The following is a 17,288-nucleotide window of genomic DNA, read 5'->3' on the forward strand; positions in this document are numbered from 1 at the left end:
GAATAGCGATGGGGAATTTTTGTTTATAGTTACCCAACCTTTAATTAAACAAACTTCCATCATCTAAAAACACGCAGAATTGTTTCACAATTCTTATTCGCAACATAGTTGCAATTATTGTATCTTTGTGATTTTAAGGTCAATAATTGGTCTATTAATGGGTCTTTTCTTAAGGCGGCAAACCGCTTATTTTTTTCTTCTCCTTTTCCAGGTGGGTATACAAGTCCCTGCTTGGGCACAGGAAGAATGTCACTGCTTCGTAAAAGGTCAGATTCTGGATCAGGAAAACAAGTCGCCCATTCCTGGCGCAACTGTATATATAAAGGAGTTACAAAAGGGTACCATTACAGATAATAATGGCAACTACCGGTTTACCGACCTTTGTCAAGGGAATTATACCCTGGTTTGCCGGATTGTTGGTTACAAAGAAGTGGCACGGTTGTTTGCCCTGGAACATACGAGTGAACAGGATGTGCTCTTATCCGAAGAATCCATTCACTTACACGATGTCAATGTAACGACACAACGCACTGAAGTACTGAACAGCCAAGCCATTTCGCAGCTACAGGGGCAGGCGCTGGACCAAACTCGCGGGCAATCACTCGGAGAAGCGCTGAAAGGCTTGTCGGGATTGACCACGCTGCAAACAGGCTCCTCCATTGCCAAGCCCGTTATCCACGGCATGCACAGCAATCGGGTCTTGATCCTGAACAACGGCATCCGTCAGGAAGGCCAGCAATGGGGATCTGAACACGCGCCCGAAATAGACCCGTTTGTCGCCAATCGGCTGACAGTCATTAAAGGGGCGGCGGGCGTACGGTATGGGTCGGATGCCATTGGCGGCGTTATTCTGGTCGAACCGGCCCCCTTGCCAACCACACCGGGCATTCACGGCGCTCTGAATCTGGCTGGTTTTTCTAATGGTCGCCAGGGAGTTGCTTCCCTACAGACCGAAGGCGTTTTTAAAGCTCTTCCCCAATTAAGCTGGCGAGTGCAAGGCACCTTGAAGCGAGGAGGTAACATTCGGACACCTCGTTATTATCTGGACAATACAGGCATTGCTGAACAGAACTTCTCGGCGTCAGCCGCTTACCGGATGGGACGGCTCCGCACGGAATTATATTATAGCTTATTTGCTACCAATATTGGCATTTTCTCTGGCTCGCACATCGGCAGCCTAACGGATTTGCAAACCGTTTTGGAGAATGGCGAACCGCTGATCAAATCGGGCTTTAGCTACGCCATCAACCGGCCTAATCAGGATATCCGGCATGATTTGCTAAAATGGAAAACCAGTTGGCAACCCCAAAATGGTGGTGAATGGAACCTTACGCTGGCCCGGCAATACGACGACCGAGGCGAATTTGACTTACACCGTCCGCGTAACGACAGTCTCGCCAGCCTCAACCGCCCCGAACTTCGCTTCCGGTTGACAACCTTTACGTCTGATCTGGTGTATGAGCACAAACCAATCAACGGTAAATGGCGGGGCAGCCTTGGCTTGAGCGGACTTTACCAGTTCAACATCATGAACGGGCGGCCACTAATTCCTAACTTTCGGCTTTATAATGCCGGGCTTTTCTGGATTGAAAAATACCGCCATAACCAATGGGAATTTGAGATGGGATTGCGGTACGATTACCGCCACATGCAGGTTTTCCGGTATGTTAGCCAGCAGTTGACCGAGCCTGTATTCCAATTTGGAAATGTTTCCGGGACGCTCGGTACAACCTATACCATTAACGAACGCTGGACAGCGCGTTTTAACGCGGGAACTTCCTGGCGGGCGCCCAATGTCAGCGAGCTTTTTAGCGACGGCGTGCACCACGGAGCCGCAGCTTATGAGAAAGGTGACCAGCGTTTACAACCCGAAATGGCGTATAACTTAAATATCAGCGCTGAATTTACGGGCAAACGAGTTCAAGCCGAGCTAGGTGTTTTCGCCAATACGATTCGGGATTACATTTATCTAAAGCCACAAACAGCTCCTATTCTGACCATTCGGGGCGCTTTCCCAGCCTTTCAGTATACGCAAACGGACGCGCTTTATGCCGGTTTCGACGCCACTGTCAACGCTAACTTGTTTGCCAAACTGAGCGGGACCACTAAATTGACGCTTTTGTATGTGCAGGATTTGCAACAGCGCCAGCCACTTGTCATGATCCCGCCCAATCGCTGGGAAAATAGTTTGCGTTATGATTTTGGAAAAACCGGGCTTCTTCAGGATACGTATGTGGGTATTGGCAACTTGTGGGTAGCCCAGCAAAAGAGGGTACCCGCCAACAGCGATTTTGCACCGCCACCACCCGCCTACGCCCTCTGGAACTTAACCGCTGGCTGTTCGGTGCCGGTTACAGAGCAGCATAAAATCGAGGCCAGCCTGAGTGTGAACAACTTATTTAACACGGTCTACCGCGATTATTTAAATCGTTTCCGGTATTATTCCGACGACATGGGCCGAAACATTGCGCTGAGACTTAAGTATGCTTTTTAATGCAGAGAGGCGCTACTCGGTAGCGCCTCTCTTATAGTATAGCTTCAAAAATTTCTTATTTCTGGCTTACCAGACCGCATTCCGTAGTATAGTCGGCAACGTGCTGATCGAAATCGGCCCATTTTATTTTGCGGTTTGCCTTCTGAATAAACGTTGGGCAGTCACCATACAGGTTGGCAAACTCATCGTCGTAGTTCTTTTTCAGTAATTTAAAAGCGGGCTTGTCGCCGATTTTAACGAAATAAGACCGATCTTCGCCACCCGAAAGCTGAATCCCCGACATATTGACGCCGTTGGTTTCCTGAGCAAGCGGATCATGGTAAACCCGAATGCGGTTGCTGGTTGCCGGGTTTAGCAATTGCAAAAGCAGTTCTTCTTCACTTTTCCTCAGCTTCACTTTTGATTTCTCAAAATAGGCGTACCCTTTTTTAAGAATATCCTTATTGAGTTCACCCCGTCCCCATTTGTTGGCTTTCATCAAGTAATCATCTGCCGCTGCGTACTTTGCAAAGTTGCTCGGTGGCAGATACATGTACTTGATTTTATCTGCCGTCAGTTTTACTTTTTTATTCGTCGTGTCTTTGATGGTGATCTCCTCAATGAGGCCTTTCCGCCGGTCAATGTCATGAATGGTTCCTTCCAGCATTGTCCCATCTTCCAGAGTGATATAAGCCAATTTAGAACCGGAAAAAACTTCGAAGGGGGGCACAAAGGCCTGCCCAAAGGAAAAAGTTGATAAGCCAACGCTGAGAACCAGCGCACTCAATAATCGTTTCATCGTCTGTATTTGTTGTTTTTTACACAAAAATAAACGACATGAACTTAATTGGAATGACCGATAAGTAAATGGTTTATAAGCTCCTAACGAGTATAATAGAACGCCAATGGATCTGGGTAATGGTATTTGTAGGTAATTGTTTGCTGTAACTTTTCAGGGCTTACTACTTTAAAAGGCACCGGCTCGGCGGGCACAGCGAACGTAGGTAAGTCATAGCCTAATTCTTCACAGTTTTTCCGATAGACCGCTTCACGCGATGGATGCATCGGTGCTACGACATTAAAAGTCTGGCCGGGCTGCGGATTCTGAAGTATAGCCTGAATGATGCCTACCCCGTCGTCGCGGTGAATGTAATTGACGGGCACGTCCCCCGTGGTCAGCCCTTGTTTACCGGCTACGTATTTTCCCGGCACCCGCTCATAGCCCAGCAGTCCCCCGAAACGAAGCACTGTTGCGTTGCCCTGCGCCAATACCCGCTGCTCAGCCTCCGCAAAAGCGGGCGAAGCGGCCTGGTCCGGCGTAACGACATCCTGTTCCACTACTTCCCGGTTTAAATCTGGGTAAATGGACGTTGAGCTTACATAAATCAGATAGGGCGATGAGCCTGTCTCCGCCAAAGCCGCCAGCAAATGGCGGATCTGCTGCGGATGAAAGTCATCGCCCTGCGGCCCCGCTTTGGGCGGAATATTAATGACGATGGCGTCTGCTTCCAGTAGCGTAACCAATTCGCCTTCAGGTTCAGGAAACAGCCGAAGCAAGTGAGCGTCAATTCCTTTCTGGCGCAATAGGGTCAGCTTATCGGCAGAGGTGGTACTTCCTTTCACCCGATAACCCGCCTGTACCAGACTCTCGGCCAGGGGTAAACCCAGCCAGCCGCACCCAATAACACTTATTATAGCCATTTAATTAAAGTTCGTGATCGTATAGCGGCAAAAATACAACTTAGTTTATCCTGGCAAATTCGAAGCTGATAAAAGCCGCTTTTTCGTGAATACATCCAAGGTAAAATCGCCCTGGAAGCTATTAAATTGTGATTAATAAACGACTATTCTTTAGGCCGTATTCGTTGTAAGTTTATTTTTACTAAATACCCATTCGTAACCTGTACTTTAAAATGATTCCTTCATCTGAGCTTATTCCAGGCATCTACAATTATTGTGATTCGTGGTGCGAACGATGCCGGTTTACCCAGCGCTGCCAAAGTTTCACATTGCAATATCCCGATGGCGTCCCCCAGCAAGACATGAGTGCCGAAACGTTGGTCAAACGCCTCATGGAAGCGCTGCAAATGACTAAATCTTACATCGAAAAAAACCAGTCGTCCTTACCCCAGCATGCGCAAACAGCGCTGGAAAGCAAGGCGGCGGGTGTTTATGCGATCAACAAAGACGAACAAACACCCATAGCCAGTTTGTGCGATGACTACCTGAAAACGACGGCTGACTGGCTCAAACAAGAGAATAATCTACTGCACCAGTCGGCGCAGCAACAAGCATTTGAAGTTGATTTAGGCATTCGGTCGGAGGCAGAATCGCTGAAACTCCTTAACACGTTGAAAGACGCCTGGGAGGTAATCAAATGGTATCGCACGCTTATTCCCGTTAAGGTGATGTCTGCCCTGCAAATGCAGCGCGCCCCGGCAAACGATGAAGTGATGGCGCTTTATTTTAACGGAAAAGCAAAATTAGTTCTTGTCAGCGTTGATCGTTCGCTGCAAGCCTGGCATACGTTGCTGGAGCAATATCCGGAAAAAATGGATGAGGTGCTGGATATGATGGTACTGCTGGATCGCATTCGCCGCAAAATGGACGTGCTTTTTCCGACCGCCAGAACGTTTGTGCGCCCCGGTCTGGATTAAATGTTTCGGGCAGCCAAATGGCTGCCCGATGCTTATTTTTTCAGAATTTTAAACTCAACGCGGCGGTTCGCTTGCCGACCTTCATCGGAGTCGTTCATGGCAACCGGCTTGGACTCTCCATAGCCCTTGCTGGCTACGCGGTCGGGTTCAATGCCTTTGCCAATAAAATACTCCCGAACTGAATCCGCCCGATCCTGAGACAGTTTCAGGTTCAACTCATTGGAACCCGTATTATCGGTATGTCCGCCAATCTCAATAACAATCTTCGGATTTTCGTTGAGTGTTAGCGCCAAACGATCCAATTCAGGGAAGGATTCTTCACGCAGGGTTGCTTTTCCCAGATCAAAGAAAATGTTATTGAGACGAACCGTACTGTTTACCTCGATTGGGATCAGCTTTAAGGACTTATTTGTAATTTCCTGATGTTCTTTTGCTTGCGTTAGATCTATATTATCTCCTTCCGCAATAAAATCAGGGGCAATGGCGCGAAAGCTGTATTTTTTCCCGTAAGGCAGTACAATTTTGTATTCGCCGGTCAGAGGATTAGATGTCGCCGTACCTACCTCAACGCCATCGGGCAACGTTTCATAAACGATACGCGCCTCAACGGGTTTGCCGGTTCGCTGGTCGATTACTTTACCGCTCACCAGAACGACGGGATCCGGTAGGGTTTCCTTCGGCGTCTGCGGTTCCTGCTCCAGGTCTTTTAGCCTAATTCGGACAATATCGCCTTTGCCCAACGTTTCCTTGAAGGTAGTCAGGTAGGCATATTCGCCCGAAGCAGATAGCGTATAGTAAGCATCGTAACCATCCGTGTTAATGGCTGGACCTAAATTGACCGGCTTTGACCAGTGTTTCCACGAGTTATCCACGCGCCGGCAAACGTAAATATCATTGCTGCCCAGACCGCCACCCCGGTCGCTCGAAAAGTAAAGCGTAGCTCCGTCAGCTGCCAGAAAAGGGGTTGTTTCGGTAAAATCACCCGTATTCACCTCAGGTCCTAGATTAATAATTTTACTCCACGAACCGTCTTTTTGCTTTAGACTAACGTATAAATCATCCTTCTGGCTGCCTTTTTTCTCACTGAACGCCATAATCAGCACCTTGCCGTCTGCCGACAGATAGCCGCAGTCGAACTGGCCTTTACTCATTTTTTCGTAGGCAGGAATGGGCATTTTCTGGGGTGGAGCCCAGCCACTTGCCGTTCGCTTGCTAATGGAAAAGCCGCGCGTTTCGTAGGTGCCGTTGTTATAAGCGCCCTTGATTAACATGGTATTGCCATCGGGAGAAATGCTGTAGGCGCAGTTGTACTCGTCTTTGTTTAACGGGAAAGTCATTCGGCGTGCAGATCCCCATTTGTTATCCTGTCCCATTTCGGAGTACCAGATGTCCTGGCTTCCTTTGGCGCCGTGGGTGTTTTGGGGATGACTGATACGGGCAAAATACAGCGTTCGCCCGTCGGGCGAAATCACGGGATTAATTTCGTTGTATTCCGAATTAATCAGATTACCCAGGTTTTCGACCTTGGGTTGCGCAATGATCAAATGACTTATGGCTACAAAAATTCCTGTTAGAATGGCTCCTTTGCCCTTCATACGCTACGGTTGAGAAAGCTTTACTACGTAAAACGAATACTTGGGCAACTTTATTCTGAAAAGAAAGCCTGCCCTTGTTTCCCCTAAGTACGCTTTTTATATGATCTCCTGCCAGTACTCTTCTATTTTTTCCAGTACTTCATCGACGGTTTCAGCCACAATCAGCAAGGCACGATTTTCTGGTTTCAAAAATCCATCTTCTACCATGCGATCCAGTTGTTGAAGGAGCAGATCATAGAAGCCATTAGTATTCAAAACGGCAATTGGTCCATCATACAGTTTTAGCTGCCGCCACGCCAGAATTTCGAACAGTTCGTCCAGCGTACCGTAGCCGCCGGGCAGGGCAACAACCCCCTTCGCAAATTGCACCATCTTGAACTTGCGTTCGTGCATGGTCTCAACAAAATGCAGTTCCGTTAGGGTTTGGTGGGCCACTTCCAGCGCTGCCAGAAAGTTTGGAATTACGCCCGTAACCTGCCCACCATTGAGAATAACCGAATCGGCAACGGTCCCCATCAAACCTAAATTACCGCCGCCATAAATAAGCCGGATGGAACGGCTTGCCATTTTTTCACCCAACTCGCGGGCAACTTCCTTGTACGTTTGATTAGTACCGGGACTTGATCCACAATACACTACGATGCTTTTCATGCCCAAAAGTAACGCAGAATCCTTTTTTTGCCACAATTACTTAACAAGCGTTTGATTCAGTGCCTGCCAGTCGGTCTTTTTGATAATTTCTTCCGCTACATCGGTCGGTGCTTTGATCGTTATAACCATATTTTCAATCAGGTTTCCGCCCTTCGCGAAGGAATAATGATAGAGCTTGTTGCCTTTTGAATCGCTCCGTAAATTATTTTTCCAATTACCCAGCAGAACCACTGTTTCTGGGCGTGCACCTATGCCGCTGCTATCCGTTTTTAGATTAATTTGCAGTGCCAGTGGCGCCCCTTTTACCGAAATGGTTTTGTATGATTCGACAAAACGGTTGCTGATCGGCTCTTGTAAACGGTAATTACCGGCATTCATGGCCACATCAATATCAATGGTAGACATTGCCAGTTCCCGGCTTCGTTCTGGCGTCGAAGAGCTATACACTGAATCCGTGCTTAACACCAAAGACGTTTCCTGCTTTTCGGGATTGGCCTGGGCCACCGCGCTGTCTATTCGGGCACGGCGTTCACGACTGGCGGCCCCCCGTTCCAGCGTCAGACTGTACCGATCACCACAGGGATGAAACAACCGGCCATATTCATCACTTACCTGAAGCTTACCCAGCGAATGACGCTCGTCAAAAATACGCCAGGTGCCCGAAGGCTGATTTTCCTTAAGTTGCTGCTGCAAAGCCTTGACAACCCGTTCGTACGATGCATTCTGTTCGGCGCTGGCATCGCGGCACTGAGACTGAGCGTCCAACGTAATGAAGTTGGCAAAAACTATGACCAGCGCTCCCCGAAGGAAATTATTTTTTTTCATGACGTGTGCAATTTTAGTTTGTTTAGCATCTACGATTAAAACCCGTTATTGGCCTAAAGGTTATAATTTGACATCAGCTATGCCCACCCTATTTCGCTTTTTTTTCATTGTTATTCTTCTGGTAATCACCGCGGCTGAAGGGCAGTCGCAGACAAAAATTTACGTGCGCGACTGGCAACGGGCCGATTCGCTGGCCCAAAAGGGCCTGCCTAAGTCCGCCCTGGAGATTGTCAACCGCATTGAAGCGGACGCCCGTAAAAATCAGAATTATCCGCAGCTTGTCAAGGTGGCCATGCACCAGTTAATCTACCGAAGCTATTTCGACGAGATTGACTATGTGACTCGGATAAAGGCGCTGCAAACGACTATTCGTGAAACACCGTTTCCGGCTCGTTCAATTCTGCAATCCATTCTGGCCGAAGTTTATTGGCGTTATTATCAGCAAAATCGCTGGAAATTCAGGAATCGGGCACGGTTGGAAAACTCGACGCAGGCTAGTTCTACTGGTGATTCGACAAACGCAGATGCTGACCCGCGAACCTGGGATGTGCAACGATTGATCTCCACCATTTCGGCTTTATACCAGTCTTCGCTGGCTCAGTCAACCCTTTTGCAGGAAATTCCGATTTCGACGTATGATTTGCTCCTGGAAAAAGGCGATGCCGAAAGCCGACTCCGCCGCCCCACCCTCTACGATTTTCTGACTTACCGGGCGATAGACTTTTTTGCCAATACCGAAGCCGACTTAACCAAACCCGTTTTTGAATTTACGCTTGATCAGGCGGCTTATCTCGACACGCCAGACGTTTTTGCCCGTCTGACGCTTCAAACGCCCGATTCGCTCTCGCTTCGGTTTCAGACATTGCGGCTTTATCAGCGCCTGATTGCCTTGCATCTTCCAGATAAAAATCCGCTGGCGCTGGTCGATGCCGATATTCACCGTCTGGAATTTATTTATCGGTATAGCACCGTTGCCAACAAAGATTCGATTTACCGGCAAACGCTCCGGAAGCAAATGGAACGCTACCAAAACCAGCCTGCCGAAGCAGATTATATCTATGCCCTGGCAAAATCGCTGAGTGAGCAGACCGACCGCAATCAACCGTTAAGCTCTTCTGCACTGCCCAACCCAGACCGCTGGAATCGCAAGCAGGCCGCTGATCTGTGCCGGAATCTGATCAAAAAACACCCGCAAACCCTGGCTGCCCAGAACGCCCGTTCGCTGCTGGAACACCTCACCAAGTCCGTGCTAACCATCCAACTCGAAAAAATCATTGACCCAAATAAAGCGTTTCGGGCTTTGGTGACTTATCAGAATCTGGCCAAAGTTCATTTTCGTACCGTCCGAATTCCCCGGTCAGAAGGCGCGCATCTGACTGCGATACGCAGTCAGGAAGAACGGCAGACCTGGCTGAAACGGCTGCTGCTGCGTCCGCAGATCACCTTTGGAACCATAACACTCCCGGATGATGGCGACCTGAACCAACACGCCGTTGAAGCGCCAATGGGTGGCTTGCCGATGGGTGCTTACGTATTGCTCATTTCGACCCATGATTCATTTAAGATTGATTCCGAGCTATTTAGCTATGTACCCTTGACGGTATCCCGCCTGGGCTATCTTACCCAACATTCGCAAACGGCATCGAATCTGGACCGACTTGGTGTGGTTGACCAGCAAACGGGCCAGCCCCTGGCGAATATTACAGTAGATTTACTGTCCGTAACGGACCAAAAAGAACAACAGCAAGCTCGCTTTCAAACCGATTCCATGGGCTTTGTTAAGGCACCAGCAAAGTCTTTACCGTCTAATACGCCATACCGCTACCGAATTACAACGCGTGGCGATACGTTACTTACCGAACTTCAGTACAACATACGATATGGCTCTGGAGGTCCCAAACCAGAGGCCAAAAAGCGGGAAACGTTGCTCTTCACCGATCGGGCTATTTACCGCCCCGGCCAGACTATTTTTTTTAAAGGGATTCTATACGAAGGGTTGGATAGAGATTTTACGGTTGTCGCGAACCGTGAGGCAGACATCCGCTTACTGGATACGAACGGGTCAGAAGTGGCCAAGCTGAGCCTGCCCACCAATGAATTTGGCACGTTCGAAGGCCGCTTCACTGCCCCCACGGGCGTGCTTACTGGGATAATGACGCTTCAGTCGGAGAACGGTCAGACCTTCATTCAGGTGGAGGAATACAAGCGCCCAACGTTTGAAGTGCGCCTTGATACCATCCGGCAAGCGTATCGACTGAATCAGAAAATTTCCGTTCGCGCGCAGGCAAAAACGTTTTCTGGAGCGGCGGTCGACGCGGCAAACGTTCGGTATCGCATCACGCGTCGGCAACGTCACTGGGCGCTTGGGTGGAGCCGACGCATCATTGACGCTGGGCCAGACGTAGCCATTGCCAACGGTACGCTGACTACGGATGCAACCGGAGCTGTCAGTTTTACCTTTACGGCCACGCCGGACCCCATGATTTCTCCGAGTCAGAATCCGGTTTTTGATTTTGAAATAGCCCTTGATGTAACCGATCGTTCGGGCGAAACCCATACGCTTACCTATTCACTCAATCTTGGTTACACGGCTTTGCGGGCGCAACTGCCCATTCCCGAGCGCGTCAATACAGATTCGAATCTACCCGTGCCCGTCCAGATTACGAACGCAGCCGGAAAGCCCGTGAATGCCCAGACCGACATTTTGATTTACCGCTTGCAAAGTCCAACCCGCCAGCTTCGGAGGCGACTCTGGCAGAAGCCAGACCGCTACCTAGTGAACCGCACTGATTATGAGCGTCTTTTCCCCAACGATATTTACGCCGATGAGGATGTACCGGCAAACTGGCCCAAAGGAGAGATGGTGCAACAAGCGTCCTTAACGGGTCTTAAACCCAATCTAACGCTTCAATCAAGCCAGTTTGTACCGGGTGAATACGTGGCGGTATTGTCGGCACAGGATTCTACGGGCGAAAAAGTAAGCCAGTCGGTTTATTTTACTGTCAATAATCCGGCGGCTCCGATAGCCTCCTCCCTTCCTAATACCTGGGTTAGCGCCGAAAAAAACAGTTTTGAACCAGGTCAGGAAGCCGTTTTCTTCGTTGGTAATGCACAACCAGGCTGGATTTTAATGACCATTCAGCGAACATCAAAATCGATTGATGAACGCTGGATTAAGACAGATGGCAGGCCGCACCGCGTTGCCATTCCAGTGACCGAGGAGCAGCGCGGTGGCTTTAGTGTTTTGTTTACGATGGTACAAAATGGCCGTCTACTAACCGAAAATACAAGCGTTCAGGTACCCTTTACGAACAAGCGCCTCCGCATCGAGACAGAAACCGTTCGGAAAGTCTTGAAACCCGGACAGCCGGAAGAATGGACCTTGCGTATTAGTGGGCCAGATCGGGAAAAGGTTTCCGCCGAGCTGGCGGCCACGCTCTACGATGCTTCGCTGGACACGTTTATACGGCATAGCTGGACGCGGAATCCTTACGAACGCTATCAGGCAGGTTTTAGCGCATGGATCTCGAATGCCTTTACCCTGACACGAACGCAACCTCTTGTTTATGAACCTCGTAGTTTCTACCCAGGGCAGTCCAGTCGGGTCTACGATCAGTTGAGCTGGTATTCGTATGATCTGACGGGTAACCCGGAGCAACTATTTCAAGCGAGAACGTTGGCCCAGGAAGCGCCACGCATCACCATCACTCGGCAGGGAAACAAAATTAGCGGACGTGCTACTAATCCTTCTGGACAGCCCGTACCCGGCATTACGATAACCCTTAAAGGAACAAACCAAGGTACTGTTACGGATCAGACGGGTCATTTTGCTTTTTCGGTTACCAATCCATCGAAGTCGCTTCGGATTATAGTTTCGTTTGTAGGTTTAAAATCCACAGAAATTAACCTGACGGATAAAAAAAGCGCGACGGTGCGGCTGAAACCGGATCATACTAGCTTAAATGAGGTGGTTGTCGTTGGCTACGGCAATACGTTGCAACGCTCCGTAACTGGATCGGTAGCCCGTATGGCCGCCCCCGCCGTCGCTGAGTTCGTCCAAGAGCTCGAAGTCGCTACGGCCTCCGAAAAGCCCAAAGCGAATGAAGAAGCATCTAAACAGCCTGCCAACAAAATAGAGCCCCTCCGCCGGAATTTCAACGAAACAGCCTTCTTCCTTCCGCAAGTACGCCCTGATAAACAAGGCCGGGTGACGCTTAAATTCACCATGCCCGATGCCTTGACACGCTGGCGGTTGCTGGTTTTTAGCCACACCAAAGACCTAAAAACAGGCTATTTGGAAGAGGAAGTGATGACCCAGAAAGAGCTGATGGTCACGGCGAATGCGCCCCGTTTTTTGCGCGAAGGCGATACGCTTCGAATCACAGCCCGTATCAATAACCTGACCAACCGAAATTTGTCTGGGAACGTCCGATTCGAGCTACTGGATACCAAAACAGGGCAGCCGATCAATGCGGCGTTCGGGAATAATTTGCCGGTGCAAACGTTCTCGACCCAGGCCAACCAGAGTGCGGCGGCTGGCTGGCGGTTGCTGGTTCCAACAGGCTACGAAACGATCACTTACCGCCTGACAGCCAACGCCGGGACTTTTACGGATGGTGAAGAAGCCACAATTCCCGTGTTACCGAATCGGATGCTCGTTACCGAAACCCTGCCGTTTTGGGTCAATGGCCGCGAGAAAAAAGCGTTCCGGCTGGATGCCCTGGCCAATGTTTCATCCGAGTTACCCGTGCAACACGAGCGCCTGACCGCCGAAGTGACCAGCAATCCAGCCTGGTATGCGTTGCAGGCCCTGCCCTACCTGATCGAATACCCGTACGAATGCGCTGAGCAATTGTTTAGTCGGTTGTATGCCAACAGCCTCGCCGCACACATTATCCAGGTGCGGCCTGCTTTTCAGCAAATTATTAAGGATTGGAAAACAAAAGCGCCTAAAAATCCTCTGGCAACGAACGCAGAGCTAAAGGCAATAACGCTTGAAAACACGCCCTGGCTACGCGAGGCGCGTACGGAGGCGGAGCGACAGGCTAAACTCGCTGATTTGTTCGAGGGAGATCAGCTGCAAAGCGACCAGCAACGAACCATCGATAAACTGAAGGCTCTGCAAACCAGTTCGGGCGGTTTCCGGTGGTTTGGTGGGATGCAACCCGATCTAACTATCACCCTGCATCTGTTGGGCGGTTTTGGTCATTTACAGAAATTAGGTGTTCAATTTTCAGAAACCATTCAAGCCGATCTGGATGAGATGCTTCCTAAGGCGGTGGCTTACGCCGACGCGGAAATCACCCGTTGGCTGGCCGAACAGAAACAACAGAAAACGGCTTCCTACGCGCCTTACCTGCCTGCCCAGTACTTGTATGCCCGGAGTTTCTATAAGCAACCGGCCGTTGCCCAAAAGTTACTGGCCAAACTATACCCTATTGTCAGCAAAGATTGGCTAAAACAAACGTTGCAGGCGCAGGCCATGACCGCCCTGGCGCTTCACCGCTTCGACCAGACGCAGACGGCCTCAGCCATCCTGGCGTCGCTGCGCGAACGAGCCAAAACGTCGGAAGAACTAGGCATGTACTGGCCCGAAAACAAAGCTGGTGTTTACTGGCACCAGGCGCCCATCGAAACGCAAGCGTACCTTATCGAAGCGTTTTCGGAAATAAATAGTGCTAATTCAAACGAGGTCGATCAGCTTAAGCGCTGGCTGCTGCGGCAAAAGCAGACGCAATCGTGGTCTTCGACTAAAGCCACTACGGAGGCCATCTATGCGCTTTTAATCCGTGGCACCGACTGGCTGGATCAAAAGCCCAATACGGATGTTCGTCTTGGTTCGGTTTCGCTGGCAAGCCGGACTGATCAAACTGAAGCCCTGACTGGCTATCAAAAAGTTAGTTTTACAGCATCGGAAATTAAGCCGGAGATGGGCCGGGTTGAAATTACTAAAAAGTCGGACGGTCCAGCCTGGGGCGCTTTGTATTGGCAACATTTTGTTCCGATGGATCAGGTAGCGGCGGGTTCGGCGGGACTTTCGGTACAGAAAACCCTTTTCCAGCAAAAAGATTCTCCTGCTGGACCAATCATAAGCGCAATCAAACCCGAAACGGCTTTAAAACCCGGTGACGTTGTGAAAGTTAGATTAATTCTGACGACCGATCGGACGACGGAATACGTGCATCTCAAGGATGGGCGCGCATCCGGCTTCGAGCCAGTTGTTGCGCTTTCTGGCTATAAATACCAGAATAGTCTTGGGTATTATGAAACGCCCCGTGATGCCAGCACCGACTTTTTTATTCAGTATTTACCGGTAGGTACGCACGTATTTGAGTACGATTTGCGGGTGGTTCATGCGGGGAATTTTACCAGCGGGGTAGCAACGGTGCAGTGTTTCTACGCGCCCGAATTTGCGGCCCACTCTGCCGGGGGAAGAATTGATGTAAAGCCCTAAAATACAAAAGTGAGTAAGAACAAAGGCCTGATAACCAGCAATACCTCTATTCTTACTCACTTTTCATTTAGTTAATAATGGCGTCCATAATCCAGGTGATGATGGCAACGACAAAGCTAAATAGCAGGGCCGCGATAAAGCCACTCACCACGAATCCGCTGACTAAATACGCCGCCAGATAAACCATCAGGACATTGATGACCAGATAAAACAACCCCAAGGTCAGAATCGTGATTGGGATGGTAAGAAATACCAGAATGGGCTTCAAGAAGGCGTTCAATAAACCCAGAACGATGGCAACGAGCAGCGCCGTACCAAAGTCTGGAACAGAAATGCCAGGAATCAGGCGGCTGGCAAAAAAAACGGCTACCGCGCTGATAAGGATGCGTATTAACAGACCCATGATTTTGTTTTCAGTTTAGCGTTATAAATCAAGCAGAGTAAATATGAAGAATTACTTCTAAACGAAAAACTCCGAACCGAAAACTATTGTTTGGCGTGTCGTTGCTGCAATACCGCAATAATGTCGTCTAAATCCATATTTTTCTGCTCCAGCAAGACCAAAAAATGGAATAATAAGTCGGCTGCTTCGCCCCTGAAGAGATCATCGTTATCGTCTTTTGCCTCAATCACCAGCTCCACCGCCTCCTCGCCTACCTTCTGGGCGATTTTGTTAACGCCGCGCTTGAATAGGGAGTTCGTATACGAGTTTTCGGTCGGATTCTGTTTCCGATCATGGATGATGCCTTGCAGGTAATTCAGAAACTGGCCTTTTCCGCCATTTACTTCCTGAAAGCAGGTATCGTCACCCGTATGGCAGGTCGGCCCGTCGGGTTTAGCCTTGATCAGCAGCGTGTCGCCATCGCAGTCTACCAGCATCTGCCGAACGTGTAGAAAATTGCTGGAAGTTTCGCCTTTCGTCCATAGCCGCTGTTTACTTCGGCTGAAAAACGTTACGATTCCCTCCGCCTTTGTTTTGTCGTAGGCTTCGCGGTTCATGTAACCCAGCATCAGCACCTTTCCCGTTTCAGCGTCCTGAATAACAGCCGGCAAAAGGCCATCGGGCGATTTATCAAAGTTTAATTGTGTGTCCATTTTGGGGTGTATTAAGGCTTAGAATTAATCCGTCAACCGCATTTCGATGCCTTGCTGGCGTAGGTAAGTTTTCAAAGCCGGAATTTCAATTTCTTTGAAGTGAAAAATGCTGGCTGCCAGTCCGGCGTCCGCTTTCCCTTCGGTAAAGACATCGACGAAATGCGCCATGCTGCCCGCGCCGCCCGAGGCAATAACGGGAATGTTGGCCGCTCCCGAAATCTGGGCCGTCAGTTCCAGGGCAAAACCGGCTTTGGTGCCGTCTGTATCCATCGAGGTCAGTAAAATCTCGCCCGCGCCCCGGTCTTCGATCTCCTTCGCCCAAGGAATAGTACGCAAAGTTGTTGGGCGGCGACCGCCATGAGTATGCACAATATGCTCCTGGCTAATATACCGCGTATCAATAGCTACTACAATACACTGACTACCAAACTCCTGCGCTAGTTCATCAATCAAATCGGGATTCCGAACGGCGGAAGAATTAATCGACACTTTATCGGCTCCGGCATTCAACAAAGCCGAAACGTCAGCCTTCGACGAAATTCCACCGCCAACCGTAAAAGGAATATTAACTACGTGCGCTACCCGCCGAACCAGTTCAACTAATGTTTTTCGTTCGTCGACGGTGGCCGTTATATCCAGAAAAACCAGTTCGTCAGCACCCTGAGCGGCATAAATCGCGCCTAGTTCTACCGGATCGCCAGCATCGCGCAGGTTAACAAAATTAGTGCCTTTCACCGTGCGGCCATCTTTTATGTCCAGACAGGGAATTATTCGCTTGGTTAGCATCGCTTCCTCCGTTAAAATTCTAAAAATTGGTTTGCCTAAACGAATTGCCGCAGTTCTTCCAATTTGATGCGCCCTTCGTAGATTGCCTTGCCGACGATGGTTCCGTAGAGCTGCATGTCTGCCAGGGTTTCCAGATCAGCCAGTGTACTGACACCACCGCTAGCAATGATGTTGAGCTTCGGAAACTGATCCTGCAAGTTACGATACAGCTCAAACGAAGGCCCTTGTAACAGACCGTCTTTTGCTACATCCGTGCTGATGACGTATTGGATTCCTTTTTCCACGTACTTCTCCACAAAATCATAGACCCACATCTCCGTTGACTCTTCCCAGCCGCTAACCGCAATTTTTTCGTCTTTTGCGTCGGCACCCAGAATAATAGCCTCCGGGCCGTACTGCTTCAGCCACTCTTCGAATAACTCCGGGTTCTTGACGGCAATACTGCCTCCGGTCACCTGTTTTGCTCCGGATTCAAACACAATTCGAAGATCCTCCTCAGATTGTACGCCACCGCCGAAATCAATGTGTAGCCCTGTTTTCGCAGCGATCAGTTCCAACACTTTCCAGTTAATTACCCGCTTTTGCTTCGCTCCATCCAGATCCACCAGATGCAAGCGCGTCAATCCAGCATCTTCAAATTGTTGCGCCACTTCGAGCGGGCGGGCGTTGTACTCCTTTTTCTGATTGTAGTCGCCCTGCGTTAGCCGGACGGCCTTGCCTTCGATGAGGTCTATGGCGGGAATGATGTACAT

General features: G+C 49.6%; 12 protein-coding genes. 3 read left to right on the top strand and 9 right to left on the bottom strand.

The window, feature by feature from the left end; genetic code table 11:
* Window positions 1-211 precede the first annotated feature (211 nt).
* Window positions 212-2,494, top strand: coding sequence for a TonB-dependent receptor (locus L0Y31_RS05925; RefSeq protein WP_234736210.1), 2,283 nt, complete (start codon window positions 212-214; stop codon window positions 2,492-2,494).
* A 55-nt stretch (window positions 2,495-2,549) separates the two neighbouring features.
* Here the strand turns inward: L0Y31_RS05925 and L0Y31_RS05930 are convergent, their stop codons facing one another.
* Window positions 2,550-3,272 carry a hypothetical protein gene (locus L0Y31_RS05930; protein WP_234736211.1) on the bottom strand — a complete coding sequence of 241 codons (723 nt, stop codon included), beginning with the start codon at window positions 3,270-3,272 and terminating at the stop codon, window positions 2,550-2,552.
* 83 nt (window positions 3,273-3,355) lie between these two features.
* The gene (locus tag L0Y31_RS05935; RefSeq protein WP_234736212.1) at window positions 3,356-4,174 is read right to left on the bottom strand and encodes an SDR family oxidoreductase; all 819 of its coding nucleotides are present in this window, start codon (window positions 4,172-4,174) and stop codon (window positions 3,356-3,358) included.
* 212 nt (window positions 4,175-4,386) lie between these two features.
* Here L0Y31_RS05935 and L0Y31_RS05940 point away from each other — a divergent pair, with 212 nt between their 5' ends.
* Window positions 4,387-5,130 (top strand): hypothetical protein, encoded by a 744-nt coding sequence (locus L0Y31_RS05940; protein WP_234736213.1) that lies wholly within the window; start codon window positions 4,387-4,389, stop codon window positions 5,128-5,130.
* Between the two features lie 32 nt (window positions 5,131-5,162).
* Here L0Y31_RS05940 and L0Y31_RS05945 read toward each other — a convergent pair whose 3' ends face one another.
* The 3 genes from L0Y31_RS05945 to L0Y31_RS05955 form a co-directional block, all read right to left on the bottom strand.
* On the bottom strand, window positions 5,163-6,725 hold the full coding sequence (locus tag L0Y31_RS05945) for an OmpA family protein (RefSeq protein ID WP_234736214.1): 1,563 nt from the start codon (window positions 6,723-6,725) through the stop codon (window positions 5,163-5,165).
* Between the two features lie 96 nt (window positions 6,726-6,821).
* Window positions 6,822-7,376: an LOG family protein gene (locus L0Y31_RS05950; protein ID WP_234736215.1), complete on the bottom strand. Its 555-nt coding sequence runs from the start codon at window positions 7,374-7,376 to the stop codon at window positions 6,822-6,824.
* Window positions 7,377-7,412: 36 nt separating this feature from the next.
* A complete protein-coding gene (locus tag L0Y31_RS05955; RefSeq protein WP_234736216.1) occupies window positions 7,413-8,201 on the bottom strand; it encodes a hypothetical protein in 789 nt (262 codons plus the stop codon).
* A 79-nt stretch (window positions 8,202-8,280) separates the two neighbouring features.
* Between L0Y31_RS05955 and L0Y31_RS05960 the strand changes: the two genes are divergently transcribed.
* Entirely contained in the window at window positions 8,281-14,655 is a 6,375-nt protein-coding gene (locus tag L0Y31_RS05960) for an alpha-2-macroglobulin family protein (protein WP_234736217.1), read from the top strand.
* 67 nt (window positions 14,656-14,722) lie between these two features.
* Here the strand turns inward: L0Y31_RS05960 and L0Y31_RS05965 are convergent, their stop codons facing one another.
* From L0Y31_RS05965 to hisA, 4 genes are all read right to left on the bottom strand, one after another.
* Entirely contained in the window at window positions 14,723-15,058 is a 336-nt protein-coding gene (locus L0Y31_RS05965) for a phage holin family protein (protein ID WP_234736218.1), read from the bottom strand.
* An 83-nt stretch (window positions 15,059-15,141) separates the two neighbouring features.
* Complete coding sequence (gene hisIE, locus L0Y31_RS05970) at window positions 15,142-15,750, bottom strand: bifunctional phosphoribosyl-AMP cyclohydrolase/phosphoribosyl-ATP diphosphatase HisIE (RefSeq protein ID WP_234736219.1); 609 nt, start codon at window positions 15,748-15,750, stop codon at window positions 15,142-15,144.
* A gap of 24 nt (window positions 15,751-15,774) precedes the next feature.
* On the bottom strand, window positions 15,775-16,536 hold the full coding sequence (hisF, locus tag L0Y31_RS05975) for an imidazole glycerol phosphate synthase subunit HisF (protein WP_234736220.1): 762 nt from the start codon (window positions 16,534-16,536) through the stop codon (window positions 15,775-15,777).
* Between the two features lie 35 nt (window positions 16,537-16,571).
* The gene (hisA, locus tag L0Y31_RS05980; RefSeq protein ID WP_234736221.1) at window positions 16,572-17,288 is read right to left on the bottom strand and encodes a 1-(5-phosphoribosyl)-5-[(5-phosphoribosylamino)methylideneamino]imidazole-4-carboxamide isomerase; all 717 of its coding nucleotides are present in this window, start codon (window positions 17,286-17,288) and stop codon (window positions 16,572-16,574) included.

Source organism: Tellurirhabdus bombi (assembly GCF_021484805.1).
In the GTDB taxonomy this organism is placed as follows: domain Bacteria; phylum Bacteroidota; class Bacteroidia; order Cytophagales; family Spirosomataceae; genus Tellurirhabdus; species Tellurirhabdus bombi.